General features: G+C 71.3%; 15 protein-coding genes. 14 read left to right on the plus strand and 1 reads right to left on the minus strand.

All coding sequences use genetic code 11. The annotated features are described in order from the left end of the window. The first annotated feature begins 10 nt into the window (after positions 1–10). The 11 genes from KBX26_RS32690 (at position 11) to ahcY (ending at position 13,872) form a co-directional block, all read left to right on the plus strand. Positions 11–4,042: a toxin glutamine deamidase domain-containing protein gene (locus KBX26_RS32690; protein WP_210865074.1), complete on the plus strand. Its 4,032-nt coding sequence runs from the start codon at positions 11–13 to the stop codon at positions 4,040–4,042. Then, on the plus strand, positions 4,011–4,301 hold the full coding sequence (locus KBX26_RS08150; RefSeq protein ID WP_210865075.1) for a hypothetical protein: 291 nt from the start codon (positions 4,011–4,013) through the stop codon (positions 4,299–4,301). Before KBX26_RS32690 ends, KBX26_RS08150 begins: the two co-directional genes overlap by 32 nt. A 288-nt stretch (positions 4,302–4,589) precedes the next feature. Then, complete coding sequence (locus KBX26_RS08155) at positions 4,590–4,838, plus strand: hypothetical protein (protein ID WP_156057518.1); 249 nt, start codon at positions 4,590–4,592, stop codon at positions 4,836–4,838. Positions 4,839–4,954: 116 nt separating this feature from the next. Further along, a complete protein-coding gene (locus KBX26_RS08160) occupies positions 4,955–5,659 on the plus strand; it encodes an endonuclease V (protein WP_210865076.1) in 705 nt (234 codons plus the stop codon). 241 nt (positions 5,660–5,900) lie between these two features. Then, on the plus strand, positions 5,901–6,956 hold the full coding sequence (locus tag KBX26_RS08165) for a hypothetical protein (protein ID WP_245233618.1): 1,056 nt from the start codon (positions 5,901–5,903) through the stop codon (positions 6,954–6,956). A 70-nt stretch (positions 6,957–7,026) separates the two neighbouring features. Further along, positions 7,027–8,412 (plus strand): phosphomannomutase/phosphoglucomutase, encoded by a 1,386-nt coding sequence (locus KBX26_RS08170; protein WP_210865077.1) that lies wholly within the window; start codon positions 7,027–7,029, stop codon positions 8,410–8,412. A 61-nt stretch (positions 8,413–8,473) separates the two neighbouring features. Then, the gene (locus KBX26_RS08175) at positions 8,474–8,659 is read left to right on the plus strand and encodes a Trm112 family protein (RefSeq protein WP_030331539.1); all 186 of its coding nucleotides are present in this window, start codon (positions 8,474–8,476) and stop codon (positions 8,657–8,659) included. Then, positions 8,656–9,852, plus strand: coding sequence for an SIS domain-containing protein (locus tag KBX26_RS08180; RefSeq protein WP_030331537.1), 1,197 nt, complete (start codon positions 8,656–8,658; stop codon positions 9,850–9,852). Before KBX26_RS08175 ends, KBX26_RS08180 begins: the two co-directional genes overlap by 4 nt. Before the next feature lie 67 nt (positions 9,853–9,919). Further along, complete coding sequence (locus KBX26_RS08185) at positions 9,920–10,927, plus strand: cation diffusion facilitator family transporter (protein ID WP_030331530.1); 1,008 nt, start codon at positions 9,920–9,922, stop codon at positions 10,925–10,927. A 3-nt stretch (positions 10,928–10,930) separates the two neighbouring features. Further along, the gene (gene manA, locus KBX26_RS08190; protein WP_210865078.1) at positions 10,931–12,094 is read left to right on the plus strand and encodes a mannose-6-phosphate isomerase, class I; all 1,164 of its coding nucleotides are present in this window, start codon (positions 10,931–10,933) and stop codon (positions 12,092–12,094) included. A 278-nt stretch (positions 12,095–12,372) separates the two neighbouring features. Next, the gene (gene ahcY, locus KBX26_RS08195; protein WP_210865079.1) at positions 12,373–13,872 is read left to right on the plus strand and encodes an adenosylhomocysteinase; all 1,500 of its coding nucleotides are present in this window, start codon (positions 12,373–12,375) and stop codon (positions 13,870–13,872) included. Positions 13,873–14,002: 130 nt separating this feature from the next. Here ahcY and KBX26_RS08200 read toward each other — a convergent pair whose 3' ends face one another. Then, positions 14,003–14,161: a hypothetical protein gene (locus tag KBX26_RS08200; RefSeq protein ID WP_167337298.1), complete on the minus strand. Its 159-nt coding sequence runs from the start codon at positions 14,159–14,161 to the stop codon at positions 14,003–14,005. A 166-nt stretch (positions 14,162–14,327) separates the two neighbouring features. Between KBX26_RS08200 and efeU the strand changes: the two genes are divergently transcribed. The 3 genes from efeU to efeB are packed head-to-tail and all read left to right on the plus strand — an operon-like array spanning position 14,328 to position 17,686. Further along, positions 14,328–15,227: an iron uptake transporter permease EfeU gene (gene efeU, locus KBX26_RS08205; protein ID WP_030331525.1), complete on the plus strand. Its 900-nt coding sequence runs from the start codon at positions 14,328–14,330 to the stop codon at positions 15,225–15,227. A gap of 22 nt (positions 15,228–15,249) precedes the next feature. Further along, positions 15,250–16,383: an iron uptake system protein EfeO gene (gene efeO / locus KBX26_RS08210; protein ID WP_030331523.1), complete on the plus strand. Its 1,134-nt coding sequence runs from the start codon at positions 15,250–15,252 to the stop codon at positions 16,381–16,383. Positions 16,384–16,408: 25 nt separating this feature from the next. Further along, complete coding sequence (efeB, locus tag KBX26_RS08215) at positions 16,409–17,686, plus strand: iron uptake transporter deferrochelatase/peroxidase subunit (RefSeq protein WP_030331521.1); 1,278 nt, start codon at positions 16,409–16,411, stop codon at positions 17,684–17,686. Positions 17,687–17,841: the final 155 nt, after the last annotated feature.

A 17,841-nucleotide genomic window follows, 5' to 3' on the forward strand; every position in this document is an offset into this window, starting at 1 on the left:
GCGATCTGAGATGAGCGTGCTGCCGAGCCCCATCCCGCACCCACTGGACCACGCTCCGTGGGACGTGCCCGGCTGGATCTACGAGGCCCTCGACTGGGTGGTCGGCGTGCAGTGGCCGGAGGGCAACGAGCGGGCCGTGTGGGACGTCGCCGACCAGTGGTACGCGGTCGCCTCCGTGCTCGCCGGGCCGCACGCCGACGCCGCCACGGCCGCCGCCGAGGTGCACAGTGGATACGGCGGTGTCGGAGCCGTCGGCGCGGCGTTCGAGGCGGCCTGGCGCAGGCTCGCCGAGGACACCGACGCGCCGCTGCCCGTACTGCTCGCCGTCACGGCCGACCTGGGCCGACTGGTCGAGGAGTGCGGGTGCGACATCGAGGGCGCCAAGCTGGAAGTCTGGATCGAGCTGGGCATCCTGGTCATCGAGCTGCTCACCGTGGCGGTGGCGGCGGTGCTGACCGCCGGCGCCGCAACCCCGGCCGCCGGCGCGGCGATCACCGCCACCCGGCTCCTGGTTCACCAGATCTTCAAGCGGCTGATGGGCCAACTGGCCAGCAAATCCCTCAAACACGGGCTCAAGGAGGCCGGCGAACGGGCCGCCAAGGAGGTCGCCCGAGGGGGCGCACGCGGGTTCGCCAAGCGGGCCGCCCGCGAAGGGCTGGAGGAGGCCACCGAGGAGGCCGGGGTCACCCTGGCCACCCAGGCGTACCAGAACTCCACCGGCCGGGCCCACGGCCTGGACCTGACCGATCTCGGCGCCTCGGCGGTCGGTGGGCTCGCCGGCGGGGCGGTGGCCCCGCTGGCCGGCCTGGGCCGGCACGCGACCGGGCGGGCGGCGCGAGTCGGGGAGCACCTGGGGCGGGAGATGACCGGCGAGGTGCTCGCCGAGGGGGCGGCGAGCCTGGCCACCGGTCAGGGCCTGACCTCGATGGAGGACGTGGCGCGCGCCGCCGCGTCCGGGGCCACCGGTTCGGCGACCGGCCAGACCGACCACGCGCTACGCGCCCGGCTCGACGCCCAGGCGAATGCCCTGGCGGGAGCGTCGCTCGCTGGTCCATCCCTCCCGTCGGCGCTGCCCGATGCGGAGGATGTGGCCTCTGCGGGGGCGTCCTCAGTGGGGGCTGCGTCTGCGGCGGCGGAGGTCCCGTCGGCGGTGGGGGCTACTGAGGCCGCGGAGGTCCCGTCGGCGGTGGGGGCCGCATCTGCGACGGCGGGGGTGCCGTCTGCGGTGGGGGCCGCGTCCTCGGCGGCTGCCGATGGTGTGGCTTCGGGTGGTCTGAATACGGCTGGGGTCGTACCCGTGCAGGCCACGGAGACCGTCGACGTGTCGTCGCCGGACCAGCCGGCTGCGCCGACGTCCCCTGGCGCCGAGCAGTCGTCGGCGTCACCCGTCACGCCCGACGGCCAGACGTCGGCACCGGTCCCGGTCGGTGTGGTGTCCGAGATGGACTCGTCGGCACTGTCGACCGAGGCGGCGCCGTCCACTGTCGCGCCGGTCGAGGAGAGAGTGGGCCTACCGCACCCGGCCACGGCCGACCCCACGCTCTCGGCCGCGCCGGTTGCCGTCCCTGTCGAATCGAACAGTGGCCCGGCTGCCACCGGTGGATCCCCGCCGCACCCCGGCAACTCGCCGCACGTCACTCCCTCAGGGCCGACCGCCTGGTCTCCGACGACCGGCCCTTCCGCGCCGACGCTCACTCCCGGCCTCGCGACGCCGGTCACCTACGGCGTCCCGAGCACCACCAACACGTCGCCGCCGGTCGCCCCCACCCCGGCGGTGGTGGGTCGATCCGTCGTGCCGCCGCGTGCACCGACGCGGGAGACACCGGCACCGGTGCGCGCACCCGAGCACCCGGCCCGGGGAAGGGCGTCGGTCCCCGTCGACGTGGCCGCGTTCGGTGCCCCGTCGGTGCAGGATCCCGACCCCGACGACTCGTACGCGGCGCAGTGGGCCGCCGCTGCGGAAGCCGCCGAGCGGCGGCGCTACCAGGAGCACTACGAGTCACTGCGCATCGAGTTCGAGACCAACCGCCGGCAGACCGAAGCCGCCCGCCTGCGTACGCGCGCCGTGGAGCACGATCGTCGCACCGTCGAGTACGCCACCTACGCCCGACAACTGCACCAGGCCGGCAACCGGCTCTGGGCCGACGGCTGGCAGCGCGCCGCGAACGAGGAGGCCCGCGCGTACTCCGAATGGCGTGACCTGGCCGACGCGGTGCTGGCCGGCAGCGCCGCCCCGTCGGTGGTGGACATCAGCGCCACCTTCGAGTACGCCAACCGGGACGTGGGCGCGCTCGCGCTCGGCGCGGTGGAGACCGCCGGCCCGTCCAGGCTCACCGGCGACGACGATCCGCCGCCGATCGACGACTCCCGCCCGTACGGGCAGCCCGGAGGGCTGCGTCCACCGCTCGCCCTGCACCAGGTCGACGTGGAACGGCAGATGCCCCGCGAGCCGGACGGCACCGTCATCCGCACCGCCGACCCCCGGCAGGGCGGCTGGTTCCGGCTCCTCAACGACGGCGGTCCCGCCGCCGACGCCACCCGGGGCATCAACTGCCTGGACTGCACCCTGTCGCTCTTCGAGACCTGGGTGCACGGGCGACCCCGCGTCTCGGCACCGCGCACCTTCGACGGCTACCTCGACGGCGACATCAGGCGTCCCATCCGTGGCGAGGCAGGCGGCCCCGGCCGGGTCGAAGACGTGACCGGCGGGCGCTTCCAACAACTCGTCGCCCCGACGTCCGGCCAACCAACGGACGCAGCGCAGGCGCGGCAGGCCGTCGACCGGGGCTACCGCAACCTGCACGACCAACTGCTGCTGGGCGGCCACGGCAGCTACTCGTTCCTGGTCACCGAGTGGGCACACGGTGGTTCGCACGCCTGGGTGGCGCTCAACCAGAACGGCACGATTCTCTACGTGGACCCGCAGAACGGCGCGGTCCGGGACCGGCCGCTCTACCCGGACGTGGTCGGCATCGACGCGCTGGTGCTGAGCGGGGACGGCCGACCGATGCCGCTCGGCGGCCTGCCCCGGGGCCGGTTCAGCGAACGGCCCGACCTGCCGGATCACCCACCGACGTACGACGACGGCGGGCACGGTGACCCGTACATCAACCGGATGTACCTGCTCCTCGACGGCCCTGGCTCGTCTGGTGCAGATTTCGACAGGGCAGAGCCACGTGGCGCTGATCGACCAACGCCAAACCTTGCCCAGCTCACTAGCCCTGAACTGGCTGTGCTGACGGAACTCCGGGAGCGGGCTTTGAGCGCTGCGGACCGGGTCGAGAATGCTTTGGCTCAGATCGGGCAGTACGTGACCGGCGCGCTCGACCTGAGCGACCCAGTCCGCCTACGAGAGCGCGAGTTTCGCGTCAAAGGGCTGGAATCGCTGGCTCGGAAGTACCTCGACGAGGCCCGCGTTGCCACGATCGACGTAACGGACTTCGCGGCAAGCGTCAATGACGTCCTGAGGTTCTGCCTCGAACTGCCGTCTGGCATGGACTACAGCAACGCCGTCGAACTGGTCCTTGCCGGCCTGACCGAGGCCGGCTTCTCGGTGCCAACTTCAGCCTGCAAGAACTTCTGGCGGCAGGGAAACCGTTTCTACGGATTGAACTGCACGCTCCGATCGCCGGACGGGATGCTGATCGAGTTGCAACTGCACACTCCGGTGTCGCGGGAAGCGTGGCTGGCTACCCATGATGAGTACGAAATTCTGCGGCGTCCGTCGAACAGCCCCGAACGACGAGTCGACGCGCTTCTGCGGATGCTCGGTGCGAACCGGGCACGCGGCCTGCCGGATGAGTTGCCGGACGGACTCGATCTCCGTTTTCCGGCCAAGGATGCCACCTTCGCCAAGTGGGTCAGCCAGAACATCGACGTCTGGCGCGAATACCGCGCCTGGTTGGCTCGCCAGGGGGCAAGTCTCGAGCAGGTGGTGCAAGGGCTGGGTTTAGGGTCGCGTGACTTCCCCATAGCGCCGCAGGTCGCTGAAGAGTTGGAGCAGGAGATTGTTGAGCTACTACGTGATCTACCGTACCGATGAGCAGAGCGAGCCGGCGGGCCTCTTCGTCATGGATGTGGGTGTAGGGCAGGCGGTCCTCTGGGATCATCGGGCCCGAGCGTGGGCCTACGATCCTGGCCTTGTGGTCCGTTTCCTCGATGACTATCGGAATGCGGACCGTTACAACAACGTGAGCCGCGCTGACGCTGAGGCGGTGGTCGAAGCAGTTACCGGGGGCGAGAAGTTGCCTGACGAAGGCTCGATCCGCGCCATGTTCCAGGGCGGCCACGGTGATCGCTGAGGTGGTGAATCCACGCTGGGCCGAGGTCTGGTGCCCGCCTCCGACTCCCTCTGCTATCAATCGACGCTGAAGATCGTAGAGAATCACGACGGCGGTGCCAGGATATGGCGGCTGTCTATCGACTCTGGGGTTGGCACGAGAAAGCGCGTCACGAGACGCCGCAGGAGCAGGCGCTCACTCGCGGAATCCGGCCGCGGACGTTCGTCGTGTTCGAGGAGTGCCGACGAGGGTCGCCCTGTCGTGAACGGCTATCGGTAGGGCCCTGGCGGCGCCGAATAAGATCGACGCATGGCGAAATCTGGCACGAAGGGCATCAGGTCGACTGTCTGGGCCTGGCCGGTCGGCATCCTGGTCGGTCTGGCTATCGGCATTCCGGTGTTCGGGGCGAAGGGTGGCGTCGCCTTCGGTGTCGCCACCGGCATCGTTGTCGCGCTCGGCCTGGGTTTGATCAGGGGTCGGGCCGACGGTGACAGTGCCCGGGGCGGCCCGCACGGCAGGGCTGCCGGAGGTGGCGGCGATGCGTCGGGTCGAGGGTGATCGACTCCGGTTTCTTGAAGTCGGGGCATCCGGGTCCGGGGGATAGCCCGACTTTCGTGATGTCGAGTGGATCATGGCGGGCCGCGCGCGCAGCGGGCATGCCGCAGGCAGCGGGCATGCCGCGCGCAGCTCGCACGGTGGGCGTGGGGGAAGTGGCGCCGGGCAGTGTTGCCGAGGCGGTGGCCGTACAGGAGGAGTTGCGGCCGCTGGTGGACCTGGTCGGGCCGGGGCCGAGCGCGCCCGCGACGGTGGCCGGCCTGGACGTCGCGTACGCCGAGGGTGGTGACCTGCTGGCGGCGGCCGTGACGGTCCTGGACGCCCGGACCCTGGCGGTGGTGGACTCCGCTGTCGGCGTGGGGCGACCCGCGTTCGACTACGTTCCGGGGTTGTTCGCGTTCCGTGAGGTGCCCGCGTTGCTCGGTGCGCTCGATCGCCTGACCACCATTCCGAACCTGCTGGTCTGCGACGGGCACGGGCTGGCCCATCCGCGCCGGTTCGGGCTCGCGTGCCACCTCGGGGTGGTCACCGGGTTGCCCGCGATCGGGGTGGGCAAGACACCGCTGGTCGGGACGTGGGATCCGCCATCCGCCGAGCGGGGTTCGTGGTCGTCGTTGCGGGACGGTGGTGACGTCGTCGGTCGGGTGCTGCGGACCCGGGACGGGGTGAAGCCGGTCTTCGTCAGCGTCGGGCATCGGATGAGCCTGGAGAACGCGACAGCGCAGGTGCTGGCGTTGACCCCGCGCTACCGCCTGCCGGAGACCACCCGCACCGCCGACCGACTGTGCCGCGACGCCCTCGCCGAGACGGAGCGGGCCCGCTGACGCCGGGAGCAGCCCGGCCCGTCGGGGCGGAGCGGGCCGGCTGACGCGGAGGCAGACCACCGGGCCGGAACGGGCCGGCTGACGCCCGGACCGTCGGGCTGATCGGCTGGTCAGCGGGGTCGGCGGGCGGGTGCTAAACCGTAACGCCGCACACATCCGGGCCGCTCTATGACCGATGGGTTGGGCCGGCCGGTAGTAGCCTGACCTGCGGACCCCACCCGGGGAGGACGGCGAGGTGATCATGACAGTGCGTCGACGCGCGGCACGGCTGGCGACGGTCTGCGGTCTGGCAGGCGGCCTGGTGCTGCTCGGTGCGTCGCCGGCGCTGGCCGACGAGGACTCGGTCCGGGTGGGCGCGGCCAGCAGTTTCGCCGCTGGTGGTTCCGCACAGGGGGTGAACGTCGCGGTGCGCAAGCGCACCGACGGGTGCGTCCTGCTGCGTACCGCGCTGGGCTTCACCATGGAGGGTCTTCAGCCGAACCAGGTGAAGGTCCAGGTCAACGCGGGCGGGCGCTGGTTCCCGGTGGCCGTCAGCGGAGGCGGCGGCAACGTGTCGACCGCGCAGACGTCACCAGCGAAGCCGACGCTGTGCAAGGGCAAGGGCATCACGGTGCGCTACCGGGTGGCGTTCGCTGCGGGTACGCCGGGCGGCCGGCTCGTGGTCACTGGTGCGGGCATCAGCGCGGCCGGCCAGACGTTGGGTCACGCCACCGACGCGGCGCGGCTGACCGGCGCGCGGGTCACCCCGTCGCCGACTCCGTCGCGGTCGACGAAGCCGACGCCCACCCCGAGCCCGTCCGAGGTCGCGACCGTCGACGAGGCGGTGAACCCGGCGGTGTTGTCCAGCGCGCCGAACACCAGGGCGACCGCCGCCGAATCGTCCGGAGGAGGTTCACCAGTGATGTTCATCGGCATTGTGTTGGTGGCAGTCGGACTACTGCTCATCGTGCTGCTGATCCGTCGCTCGCGGCAGGACCGCAAGCCGTCCGACGACGGGCCGGGCATCCTGCCGGGCAACCCCGGCGGCACCACCTACCGCGCCGGGGGTGGGTTGCCGGCCGCGCCCGGTCGCCCCGGTCAGGTGTACGGCCAGCAGCCGCCGGCCGCCGGTTGGGGTGCGGTGCCCGCACCGCGTCCCGCTACCGGCGGCGTCTACGGTGCCCGGCCGGAGACCCCTGCCGCGCCCCCGGAGGCGACGCAGCCGATGCCGGGCCGGCCCGACGGTCGGCCGTTGCCCGGTGACCCGCCCACCGACGGCGGGGGTCACACCGTGTTCATACCCCGGCTCCCCGGCTGAGCGGAGTACGACCCGCCCCCTCCGTTAGGCTCAGGATCGGTGTCTAACCTGCGGCCAAGGAGTGGAACACGTGTCTGATCTGTCCCAGATCGTGAAGGCGTACGACGTCCGCGGGACGGTGCCGGACCAGTGGGACGAGCGGGTCGCCGAGGCACTGGGAGCCGCGTTCACCCAACTACTCAACTCCATCGACGAGCCGGGCGACGCAGTAGTCGTCGGGTACGACATGCGGGGCACCTCACCCGGCCTGGCCGCCGCCTTCGCCACCGGCGTACGCGCCGAGGGGCGTTCGGTGATCGAGATCGGTCTCGCCTCCACCGACCTGCTCTACTACGCGTCCGGCTCGCTCGACCTGCCCGGCGCGATGTTCACGGCCAGCCACAACCCCGCGCAGTACAACGGCATCAAGATGTGCCGCTCCGGTGCCCGCCCGATCGGCCAGGAGAGCGGTCTGGCCGAGATCCGGGACCGGGCCCAGGCCATGCTGGACTCGGGTGACGCCCGTCCCGCCGGTGCGCCCACCCGGCCCGCCGAGCGGCGCGACCTGCTTCCCGACTACGCCGGTTACCTGCGCAAGCTGGTCGACCTCTCGGGCATCCGCCCGTTGAAGGTGGTCGTCGACGCCGGCAACGGCATGGGTGGCTTCACCGTTCCGACAGTGCTGGGTGACGCGGCCCTGTCGCCGCTGCCGCTGGAGATCGTGCCGCTCTACTTCGAGCTGGACGGCACCTTCCCCAATCACGAGGCCAACCCACTGGACCCGGCGAACCTGGTCGACCTGCAGCGTGCGGTGGTCGAGCACGGGGCCGACGTCGGCCTGGCCTTCGACGGTGACGCCGACCGGTGTTTCGTGATCGACGAGCGCGGCGAGCCGGTCTCACCGTCGGCGATCACCGCACTCGTCGCCGCCCGGGAGCTGGCCAAGCATCCCGGTTCCACGGTGATCCACGGTCTGATCACCTCCAGCGCGGTCGCGGAGATCATCCGCGAGCACGGCGGGAAGCCGGTCGTCGCCCGGGTCGGGCACTCCTTCATCAAGGCGGAGATGGCCCGCACCAACGCCGTGTTCGGCGGCGAGCACTCCGCGCACTACTACTTCCGGGACTTCTGGTTCGCCGACACCGGGATGCTGGCGGCGATGCACACGTTGGCGGCGCTGGGCGAGCAGTCGTTGCCGCTGTCCGTGTTGGCCGGTGAGTACGAGCGCTACGTCGCCTCCGGTGAGATCAACTCGACGGTGTCCGACCAGGCGGCTGCCGTGGCCGAGGTGCGCGCCGCGTACCCCGACGCGGTTGCCGACGAGATGGACGGGCTCACCCTGCGTTTCCCCGACGGCGCCTGGTTCAACCTGCGCGCCTCCAACACGGAGCCGCTGCTGCGGCTCAACGTCGAGGCGCCGACCCGGGATCGGATGGTCTCGCTCCGGGACGACGTGCTCGACCGCGTTCGCCGATAAGATCGCCTGCGCCGGTCGGCACCGCCGTCGGTGAAGCCGCACACGTGGAAGGAGCCGTGCCATGGCCCTGGATCCGCAGTTGCTCGAGATCCTTGCCTGTCCGGACACGCACCACGCCCCGCTCAGCTATGACGCCGAGGCGCAGACGTTGACCTGCACGGAGTGCGGTCGGATCTTCGAGGTCCGCGACGACGTGCCGGTGCTGCTGCTCGACGAGGCGCGCGGCGGCCCCGGGCAGCCCTCATGATCGACGGTACGGCCGGGGTCAGCGGACGCCGCGACGCCGACGAGGCCCTGCTCGACAACGCGCAGGCGTTGGCCGAGGCCGACCCGGGCGGCATGCTCCGGCACACGGCGTCGGCCGGCGCGCAGGTTCGGGAGAGCGCCGCGCTGGCGGCCGAGGCGAACCTTGCCGTGCTCGCCGACGACGGGCGGCCCCGAGCCGTCGTGATCGCCGGCATCGGCACGGCGGGGCGTACCGGGGATGTGCTGGCCACTGTCGCCGGGCCCCGCTGCCCGGTCCCGATCATCGGGCACCGCTCCGCTGGCGTACCCGGCTGGGTGGGCGCTGCCGACGTGGTGATCGCGGTGAGCGCGTCCGGACGGAGCCCGGAGGCGCTCGGCGCCGCCGAGGCGGCCCACCGCCGTGGCGCCCGACTCGTCGCCGTGGGTGCCCCGGACTCGCGGTTGCAGTCGATCGCCGAGCAGGCCCGGGCGCCGTTCATCCCGGTGCCCCGGCGTGCCCCGGCCCGGGCCAGCCTCTGGGCGCTCACCGTGCCGGTCCTGCTCGCCGCCCGTTCCCTCGGGCTCGTGAAGGTCAACGAGGCGGACCTGGCGGAGACGGCGGCCCGGCTCGACGCGGACGCGGACCGCTGCCGGTCCGCCGCCGAGTCCTTCGTCAACCCGGCGAAGTCACTGGCGCTGGGTCTGGCCGGCTCGATCCCGATCGTGTGGGGTTCGTCCCCGCTGGCCACGGTGGCGGCCCGCCGGTTCGGTGACACCCTGTCGGCCAACGCCCGCTACCCGGTGGTCACCGGGGCGCTGGGTGAGGCCGGGCGGGGTCGCGTCGGGCTCCTCGACGGCGTCTTCGGCGGCCTGGCCGAGGGGGAGCGGGACATCTTCGCCGACCCGGCCGAGGACGACGGAGAGGGCACCCGGCTGCGGCTGGTGCTGCTGCGTGACGGCGGGCTCAACGCCGAGGACGACACCGACGAGCCGCTCGCCGTGGAGGAGCGCCGCGCGGACGCGGTGCAGACCCTCGCGGAGCGTCGTGGCGTGCGCTGCGACGTGGTGACCGCCGAGGGCGGTTCCGCCCTGGAGCGGCTGGCGTCACTGATCGCCGTCCCGGATTTCGCCTCGATCTACCTTGCGCTGGCCCACGGGCTGGACCCGATGGCCGTTCCGGCCATCACCGAGATGAAGGAGCTGTCGAACCAGTGAACGAACGTAGGGGGCGGCACGCCATGCGCGGACCGGTCGGCTTCGTGTCGCGAAGCGGAGCGGTGGCATGAGCGCCAACGGTGGGACGAAGGCGATCGTCGCCGCCCTGCTGGCCAACGTCGGCATCGCCGTCACCAAGTTCATTGCGTTCCTGCTCTCCGGCTCGTCGTCGATGCTGGCCGAGGCGGTCCACTCGGTCGCCGACTCTGGCAACCAGGGCCTCCTGCTGCTCGGCGGCAAGCGGGCGAAGCGGGCGGCCACCCCGGAACACCCGTTCGGGTACGGCCGGGAGCGCTACATCTACGCGTTCATCGTGTCCATCGTGCTGTTCAGCATCGGTGGCCTGTTCGCGCTCTACGAGGCGTACCACAAGTGGCATCACAAGGGCGGCATCGAGTCCTGGCAGTGGTTGCCGGTGGCCGTGCTGGTGGCCGCGATCATCATGGAGTCGTTCTCGTTCCGGACCGCCATCAAGGAGTCCAACCAGATCCGGGGCAACCAGTCCTGGGTGCGTTTCATCCGTCGCGCCAAGGCGCCGGAGCTTCCGGTGGTGCTGCTGGAGGACTTCGGCGCGCTGATCGGCCTGGTGTTCGCCCTGTTCGGCGTCACCATGACACTGATCACCGGTAACGGCGAGTGGGATGCCGCCGGCACCGCGATGATCGGCATCCTGCTGGTCGTGATCGCGGTCGTGCTCGCCATCGAGACGAAGAGCCTGCTGCTCGGTGAGGGCGCCGAGGCGTCCGACGTGGCCGCCATCGAGCGGGCCGTCACCGACGGCCCCGAGGTGGAGCGGATCATCCACATGAAGACGCTCTACCTGGGCCCGGAAGAGCTGATGGTGGCCGCGAAGATCGCCGTGCCGGAGTGGGAGAGCGCCCACGACCTGGCACGCGGCATCAACGCCGTCGAGGCGCGGATCCGGGCCGCGGTGCCGATCGCCCGGGTGATCTATCTGGAGCCGGACGTCTACAGCGTCGCTGCCGCCAAGGCCGGGACCGGTGCCGCCGCCGACACCGCCGTGCCGCAGCCACAGGACGCGTCGGGCGAGGCGGCCGGGCGGCCCGGGGGCTGACGGGTGGAGCCACTGTACGGGCCGATCCGGGACTACGCCTGGGGTTCGCGCTCGGCCATCGCTCTCCTCCAGGGGCGCTCGGTGCCGAGTGCGGGCCCGGAGGCGGAGCTGTGGTTGGGGGCGCACCCGGGCGCCCCGGCCCGCGTGGATCGCGCCGGTCTGCGGGTGAGCCTCTGTGATCTGGTGCGGGACGAGCCAGGTCAGTGGCTCGGTCAGCGGGTGTCCGAGCGGTTCGGCAGTCGGCTGCCGTTCCTGCTCAAGGTGCTCGCGGCCGACGCCCCGCTGAGCCTGCAGGCCCACCCGGACGCCGAGCAGGCGCGGGCCGGCTTCGCGGCGGAGGCAGGGCGTCCCGAGGGGCAGCGCAACTACGTCGACCCGCACCACAAGCCGGAGTTGCTGGTCGCGCTCACCCCGTTCGAGGCGCTGTGCGGGTTCCGGGATCCGGCGGAGTCGGCCGAGGCGCTCGCCGCGTTCGGCGTACCGGCGTTGGCGCCGGTGGTCGCCGCGTTGCGGGCCGGGCCGGCGGGGCTGCGGACGGCGGTGCGGACGCTGCTCGGCTGGCCGGTCGCCCAGCGTCACGAGCTGCTGGCCGCCGTGGTGGCGGCTCCGGCCGACGGCCCGGACGCGGAGCTGGTCCGCCGGCTGGCCACGGCGTACCCGGGGGATCCGGGCGCGCTGGTCGCGTTGCTGCTGCACCACGTGCGGCTGGTGGCGGGGGAGGGGATCTGGATGCCCGCCGGCAACCTGCACGCCTACCTGAGCGGCTGCGGAGTGGAGATCATGGCGGCCAGCGACAACGTGTTGCGCGGCGGCCTGACGCCGAAGCGGGTGGACGTCGACGAGCTGTTGCGGGTGTTGCGTTTCGAGGTGCTCGACGATCCGGTGCGGGCCCCGGAGACGGTCGGTCCGGGCGTGGACTGGTGGCCGGTCCCGGTGGACGATTTCGCGCTGCACCGGGTGCGGGTCGACGCGGCGGTGCCCTCGGTGTCGCTGCCGCTGCCCGGCCCCCGGGTGGTGCTCTGTGCTGGCGGCTCGATCACCGTGGACGACGGGGCCGGCGCGTTGACGCTGGTCTCCGGTGAGGCCGCGATCGGTACGGCGTCCGATGCGCCGTTGCGGATCGACGGTGCCGGTATGGCGTACGTGGCGACGTCCGGGCTGCGCTGACGCGCTCGCCGGCGACGACACAAGTCCGACTTTCCCGGAATAGCTTGACGTCATCCTGGCTGAGTGTGACTCTATGAGTACGCAGCGTTATCGCGACGACGGTCCGAGAACGTGCGGGGGAAACCAAACCGGGGGGATGCACGGGGCGGGCGGGAGATGGCGGGAAGGTCCGTCCATCACCGACCGCCCCGTGCGCTGTCCGCGGACCGTGCCTGAGGCCCGTCGCCAACGCGCGTAAGGTGGAGGGTCGGCGCAGACATCGTTCGACAGGAGCTTTCATGACCAGCACCCTCCCGGCGTCCGCCAGCGGCACGCCGTCCGAGGCCCGGCCGAGCACGCTCGCGGACGGCGACTTCAAGGTGGCGGATCTGTCGCTCGCCGAGTTCGGGCGTAAAGAGATCCAACTCGCCGAGCACGAGATGCCCGGCCTGATGGCGATCCGTCGGGAATTCGCCGACGCGCAGCCGCTCGCCGGCGCGCGGATCACCGGCTCGCTGCACATGACCATCCAGACCGCCGTGCTGATCGAGACGCTGGTCGCGCTCGGCGCGCAGGTGCGCTGGGCGTCCTGCAACATCTTCTCCACCCAGGACCACGCCGCCGCGGCGATCGTCGTCGGCCCGAACGGCACCCCCGAGGCGCCCGCCGGGGTCCCGGTGTACGCCTGGAAGGGCGAGACTCTGCCGGAATACTGGTGGTGCACCGAGCAGGTGCTCGACTGGCCGGACGGGCAGGGCCCCAACATGATCCTCGACGACGGCGGCGACGCCACCCTGCTGGTGCACAAGGGCGCCGAGTTCGAGCGGGCCGGGGCGGTCCCGCCGGTCGAGTCCGCCGACTCCGAGGAGTACGCGGTCATCCTCGAGCTGCTGCACCGCTCGCTCGGCGAGGACAACCAGCGCTGGACCCGGATCTCCACCGGCATCAAGGGCGTGACCGAGGAGACCACCACCGGCGTGCACCGGCTCTACGAGATGCACCGGGCGGGCACCCTGCTCTTCCCGGCCATCAACGTCAACGACTCGGTGACCAAGAGCAAGTTCGACAACAAGTACGGCTGCCGGCACTCGCTCATCGACGGCCTCAACCGGGCCACCGACGTGCTGATCGGCGGCAAGATGGCGGTCGTCATGGGCTACGGCGACGTGGGCAAGGGCTGCGCCGAGTCGCTGCGCGGCCAGGGCGCCCGGGTCGTGGTGACCGAGGTGGACCCGATCTGCGCGTTGCAGGCGGCGATGGACGGCTACCAGGTCGCCACGCTGGACGACGTGGTCGAGCAGGCCGACATCTTCATCACCGCCACCGGCTGCTTCGACGTCATCACCAACGAGCACATGGCCCGTATGAAGCACCAGGCCATCGTCGGCAACATCGGCCACTTCGACAACGAGATCGACATGGCCGGGCTGGCCAAGCGTTCCGACGTCGAGCGGATCAACATCAAGCCGCAGGTCGACCTGTGGCGCTTCGCCGACGGGCACGCCATCATCGTGCTCTCCGAGGGTCGCCTGCTGAACCTGGGCAACGCGACCGGGCACCCGAGCTTCGTCATGTCGAACTCGTTCGCCAACCAGACGATCGCCCAGATCGAGCTCTTCACCAAGACCGAGGAGTACCCGATCGGCGTCTACGTGCTGCCCAAGCACCTGGACGAGAAGGTGGCCCGGCTGCACCTCGGCGCGCTCGGCGCCAAGCTGAGCACGCTGACCAAGGAGCAGGCCGACTACCTCGGCGTCTCCCAGGAGGGTCCGTTCAAGCCGGACCACTACCGCTACTGATCGACACGTTCGGACCGGGTCGGCTGTTCGCAGCCGGCCCGGTTCGGCGTCTCCGCCGCCGGTCTCGGCGGGTCAGCGTCTCTGCCGTCGGCTCTCGGCGGGTCAGCCTTTCCGCCGCCGGCTTCGGCGGTCAGCCTGAACGGGGGCCGCGCCGGGTGGGCCGGAACCACGTCCAGACGCACCAGACCAGCCAGCCGACCGACACGATGGTGGCGAGCGCGCGCAGGCGTAGCGCGCTGAGCACCAGCACCACGGCCAGCACCGCCAACCACGGCAGGAATCCCCTCACGGCGGGGATCCTTCCACAGCCGACCGGCCACCGGCCGGCTGCCGGGCGCGTCGTCCTCGGCGCGGCTCAGTGAGCTTGTCATGAACGACTTGACGGGGGCCCTGAGCAGGAGGAAGGTATGCCTGCCCTAAGTAAGCAAAGGCGTGCCTAACTACTCGGAGCCTGGATGTTCGCCACCTATCTGATCGGCCTGCGGGAAGGGCTGGAAGCCACCCTGGTGGTCAGCATCCTGGTCGCCTTCCTGGTGAAGTCGCAGCGCCGGGACCGACTGCCGCAGGTCTGGGCGGGTGTCGGCCTGGCCGTGGCGCTCTCGGTGCTCTTCGGCTGGTTGATCGAATACACGTCGACCTCGCTGTTGTCCCGCTCCGACGATCGTGAGTTGTTCGAAGCGGTCACCTCCGTCGCCGCCGTGGTCTTCGTGACCTGGATGATCTTCTGGATGCGCCGGGCCGCCCGGACCATCGCCGGCGAGCTGCGGGGCAAACTCACCGAGGCGTTGGCCGTCGGGTCCCTCGCCGTCGCCGGAATGGCTTTCCTTGCCGTGATCCGCGAAGGCCTGGAGACCGCGCTGATCTTCTACTCGGCGGCCCAGGGTGCGGCCGGCGACAGCGGGCCGCTGCTCGCGTTGATCGGCGGCATCGTCACCGCCGTGGTCATCGGCGTGCTGCTCTACGCCAGCGCCCTGCGAATCAACCTCAGCAAGTTCTTCACCTGGACCGGCGCGCTGCTGATCCTGGTCGCCGCCGGCATCCTCAAGTACGGCGTGCACGACTTCCAGGAGGCCGGCGTCCTTCCCGGCCTGAGCAACCTGGCCTTCGACATCACCGGCGTGCTCGACCCGAGCACCTGGTACGCGGCACTGCTCGCCGGCATGTTCAACGTGACTCCCGCGCCCACCGTGCTGGAGACGATCGCCTGGGTCGGGTACGCCGTACCGGTGCTCCTGCTCTTCCTGCGACCGGCCCGGCGTAAGCCGGCACCCACCGTGACCACCACCACCGTCACCGAGCGCGGGGCGGACACCGGCGCCGAGGCCGAGGCGGCGTCCACGCCGCAGCGCGCCTGACCCACGAGGAGAGACAGCCCAGATGCGTACCACCCAGTTCTTCGCGCTGGCCGCCGCCGGTGTGCTGGCAACGGCCGGTCTGACCGCCTGCTCCGACTCGGGCAAGGGTGACCAGGCCGGGGCCGCCGGCCCGATCGTGGTCAAGGCCAGCGACACCGCCTGTGAGGTCGGCACCACCGACCTGGGTGCCGGCACGGCCACCTTCAAGATCACCAACTCGGGCGCGAAGGTGACCGAGTTCTACGTGTACGCCGACGGCGACCGCGTGATGGGCGAGGTGGAGAACATCGCCCCCGGGCTGAGCCGCGAGCTGCACGTGGAGTTGCCGGCCGGCACGTACCAGACCGCCTGCAAGCCGGGGATGAGCGGCAAGGGCATCCGGGGCGCGCTCAAGGTCAGCGGGTCGGCGCAGCCGCTCACCGCCGACGCCGCGCTGGGTGATGCCACCGCCAACTACCAGCGCTACGTCAAGAGCCAGACCACTGCGCTGTTGGCCAAGACCGAGGAGTTCGTTGGCGCGGTCAAGGCCGGCGACGTCGCGAAGTCCAAGGCGCTCTACCCGGTCGCCCGCACCTACTGGGAGCGGATCGAGCCGGTTGCCGAGATCTTCGGTGACCTCGACCCCAAGATCGACGGCCGCGAGGAAGTCATCGAGGAGGGAATGGAGTTCACCGGCTTCCACCGGATCGAGAAGGACCTCTGGCAGTCCGGTGACATCAGCAAGGACGGCCCGATCGCCGACCGCCTGCTGGTCGACGTCAAGGAGATCGTGGCCAAGGCGAACGCCGAGAAGCTCTCCCCGCTCCAGCTCGCCAACGGTGCCAAGGAACTGCTCGACGAGGTCGCCAGTGGCAAGATCACTGGCGAGGAGGACCGCTACTCGCACACCGACCTCTGGGACTTCGCCGCCAACCTCGAAGGTTCCAAGGCGGCCGTGTCCGCCCTGCGCCCCGCGCTGCAGCAGCGCTCGCCCGAGCTGGTCACGCAGCTGGACACCGAGTTCGCCAACGTCGAAGCGCTGCTCGGCAAGCACCGCGACGGCGACGGGTGGAAGCTGCACACCGCGTTGAGCAAGGCCGAGCTCAAGGAGCTCTCCGACGGGATCAACGCGCTCGCCGAGCCGATCAGCAAGGTCGCCGCGGCCGTCGCGAAGTGACCACAACGCAGAAAGAGTCGAGTCGATGAGCGGAAGCGGGTTGACCCGGCGCCGGGCGATCACCCTGGCCGGCGCCGGGGTGGCCGGGGTCGCCGGGGTGGCGGCCGGCGCGGGGGCACTGCTGAACGGCTCCGGTGGCCCGGCCTCGGCGACCGACCACCCGGCCGGGGCGGTGCCGTTCCACGGTGAGCACCAGGCCGGCATCGTCACCCCGGCGCAGGACCGACTGCACTTCGTGGCCTTCGACGTGATCACCAAGGATCGGGCCCGGCTGGTCGAACTGCTTGAGGAGTGGTCGGCCGCCGCCGCGCGGATGACTGCGGGGCGCGACGCCGGAGTGCTGGGTGCTGTCGGCGGAATGCCGCAGGCCCCACCGGACGACACCGGTGAAGCGCTTGGCCTGCCTCCCTCGCAGCTCACCCTCACCATCGGCTTCGGGCCGACGTTGTTCCGCGACGCTGACGGGCGGGACCGCTTCGGCCTCGCCGACCGTCGGCCCGCCGCCCTTGCCGAGCTGCCGAAGTTCCCCGGCGACGCGTTGCAGCCGCAGCTCTCCGGCGGCGACCTGTGCGTCCAGGCCTGTGCCAACGACCCGCAGGTGGCGGTGCACGCGATCCGCAACCTGGCCCGGCTCGGCATGGGCGTGGTGAGCGTCCGCTGGTCGCAGCTCGGCTTCGGCCGTACCTCGTCGACCTCCCGGGACCAGGCCACCGCGCGCAACCTCTTCGGGTTCAAGGACGGCACGGCCAACCTCAAGGCCGAGGACACCGACCTGCTGCGTGATCAGTTGTGGGTGCAGCCGGGCGACGGGCCGGACTGGATGGCCGGCGGCTCGTACCTGGTCACCCGCAAGATTCGGATGCTGGTGGAGACCTGGGACCGGACCTCCCTCGCTGAGCAGGAGGAGATCGTCGGCCGGGCCAAGGGCAGCGGCGCGCCACTCGGTCGGAGCGACGAGTTCGATGAGCCCGACTTCGCCGCGCGCGGCGCGGACGGGAAGACGGTCATCGCCGAGCACGCCCATGTCGCGTTGGCCCACCCGAGCCGGAACAGCGGTGCCCAGCTGCTCCGCCGGGGTTACAACTTCGTCGACGGCTCGGACGGCCTCGGCCGGCTCGATGCGGGCCTCTTCTTCATCGCCTACCAGCGCGATCCACGCCGCCAGTTCGTGCCGATCCAGACTCAGTTGGCGCGGCACGACGTGATGAACGAATACCTGCGACACGTCTCCAGCGGTGTGTTCGCCTGTCCGCCCGGGGTGCGCGACGGCGGGGATTACTGGGGGCGTGGGCTGTTCGGCTGACCGTCGTCCGGATGGCGACAGTCGGGTCGACCGAGCCTGCGGTGGCGCCGGGCGGCGCCGACGGGGGATCATGGTGGCAGCCTGACCACGGCCATCCGTGCGCTGGGCACCGCAGCACGTGGCGCCGCCGCCGCGGACCGCGGTCACCCGATTTG

It is taken from the genome of Micromonospora sp. C97, assembly GCF_018070385.1.
GTDB lineage: Bacteria > Actinomycetota > Actinomycetes > Mycobacteriales > Micromonosporaceae > Micromonospora > Micromonospora parva.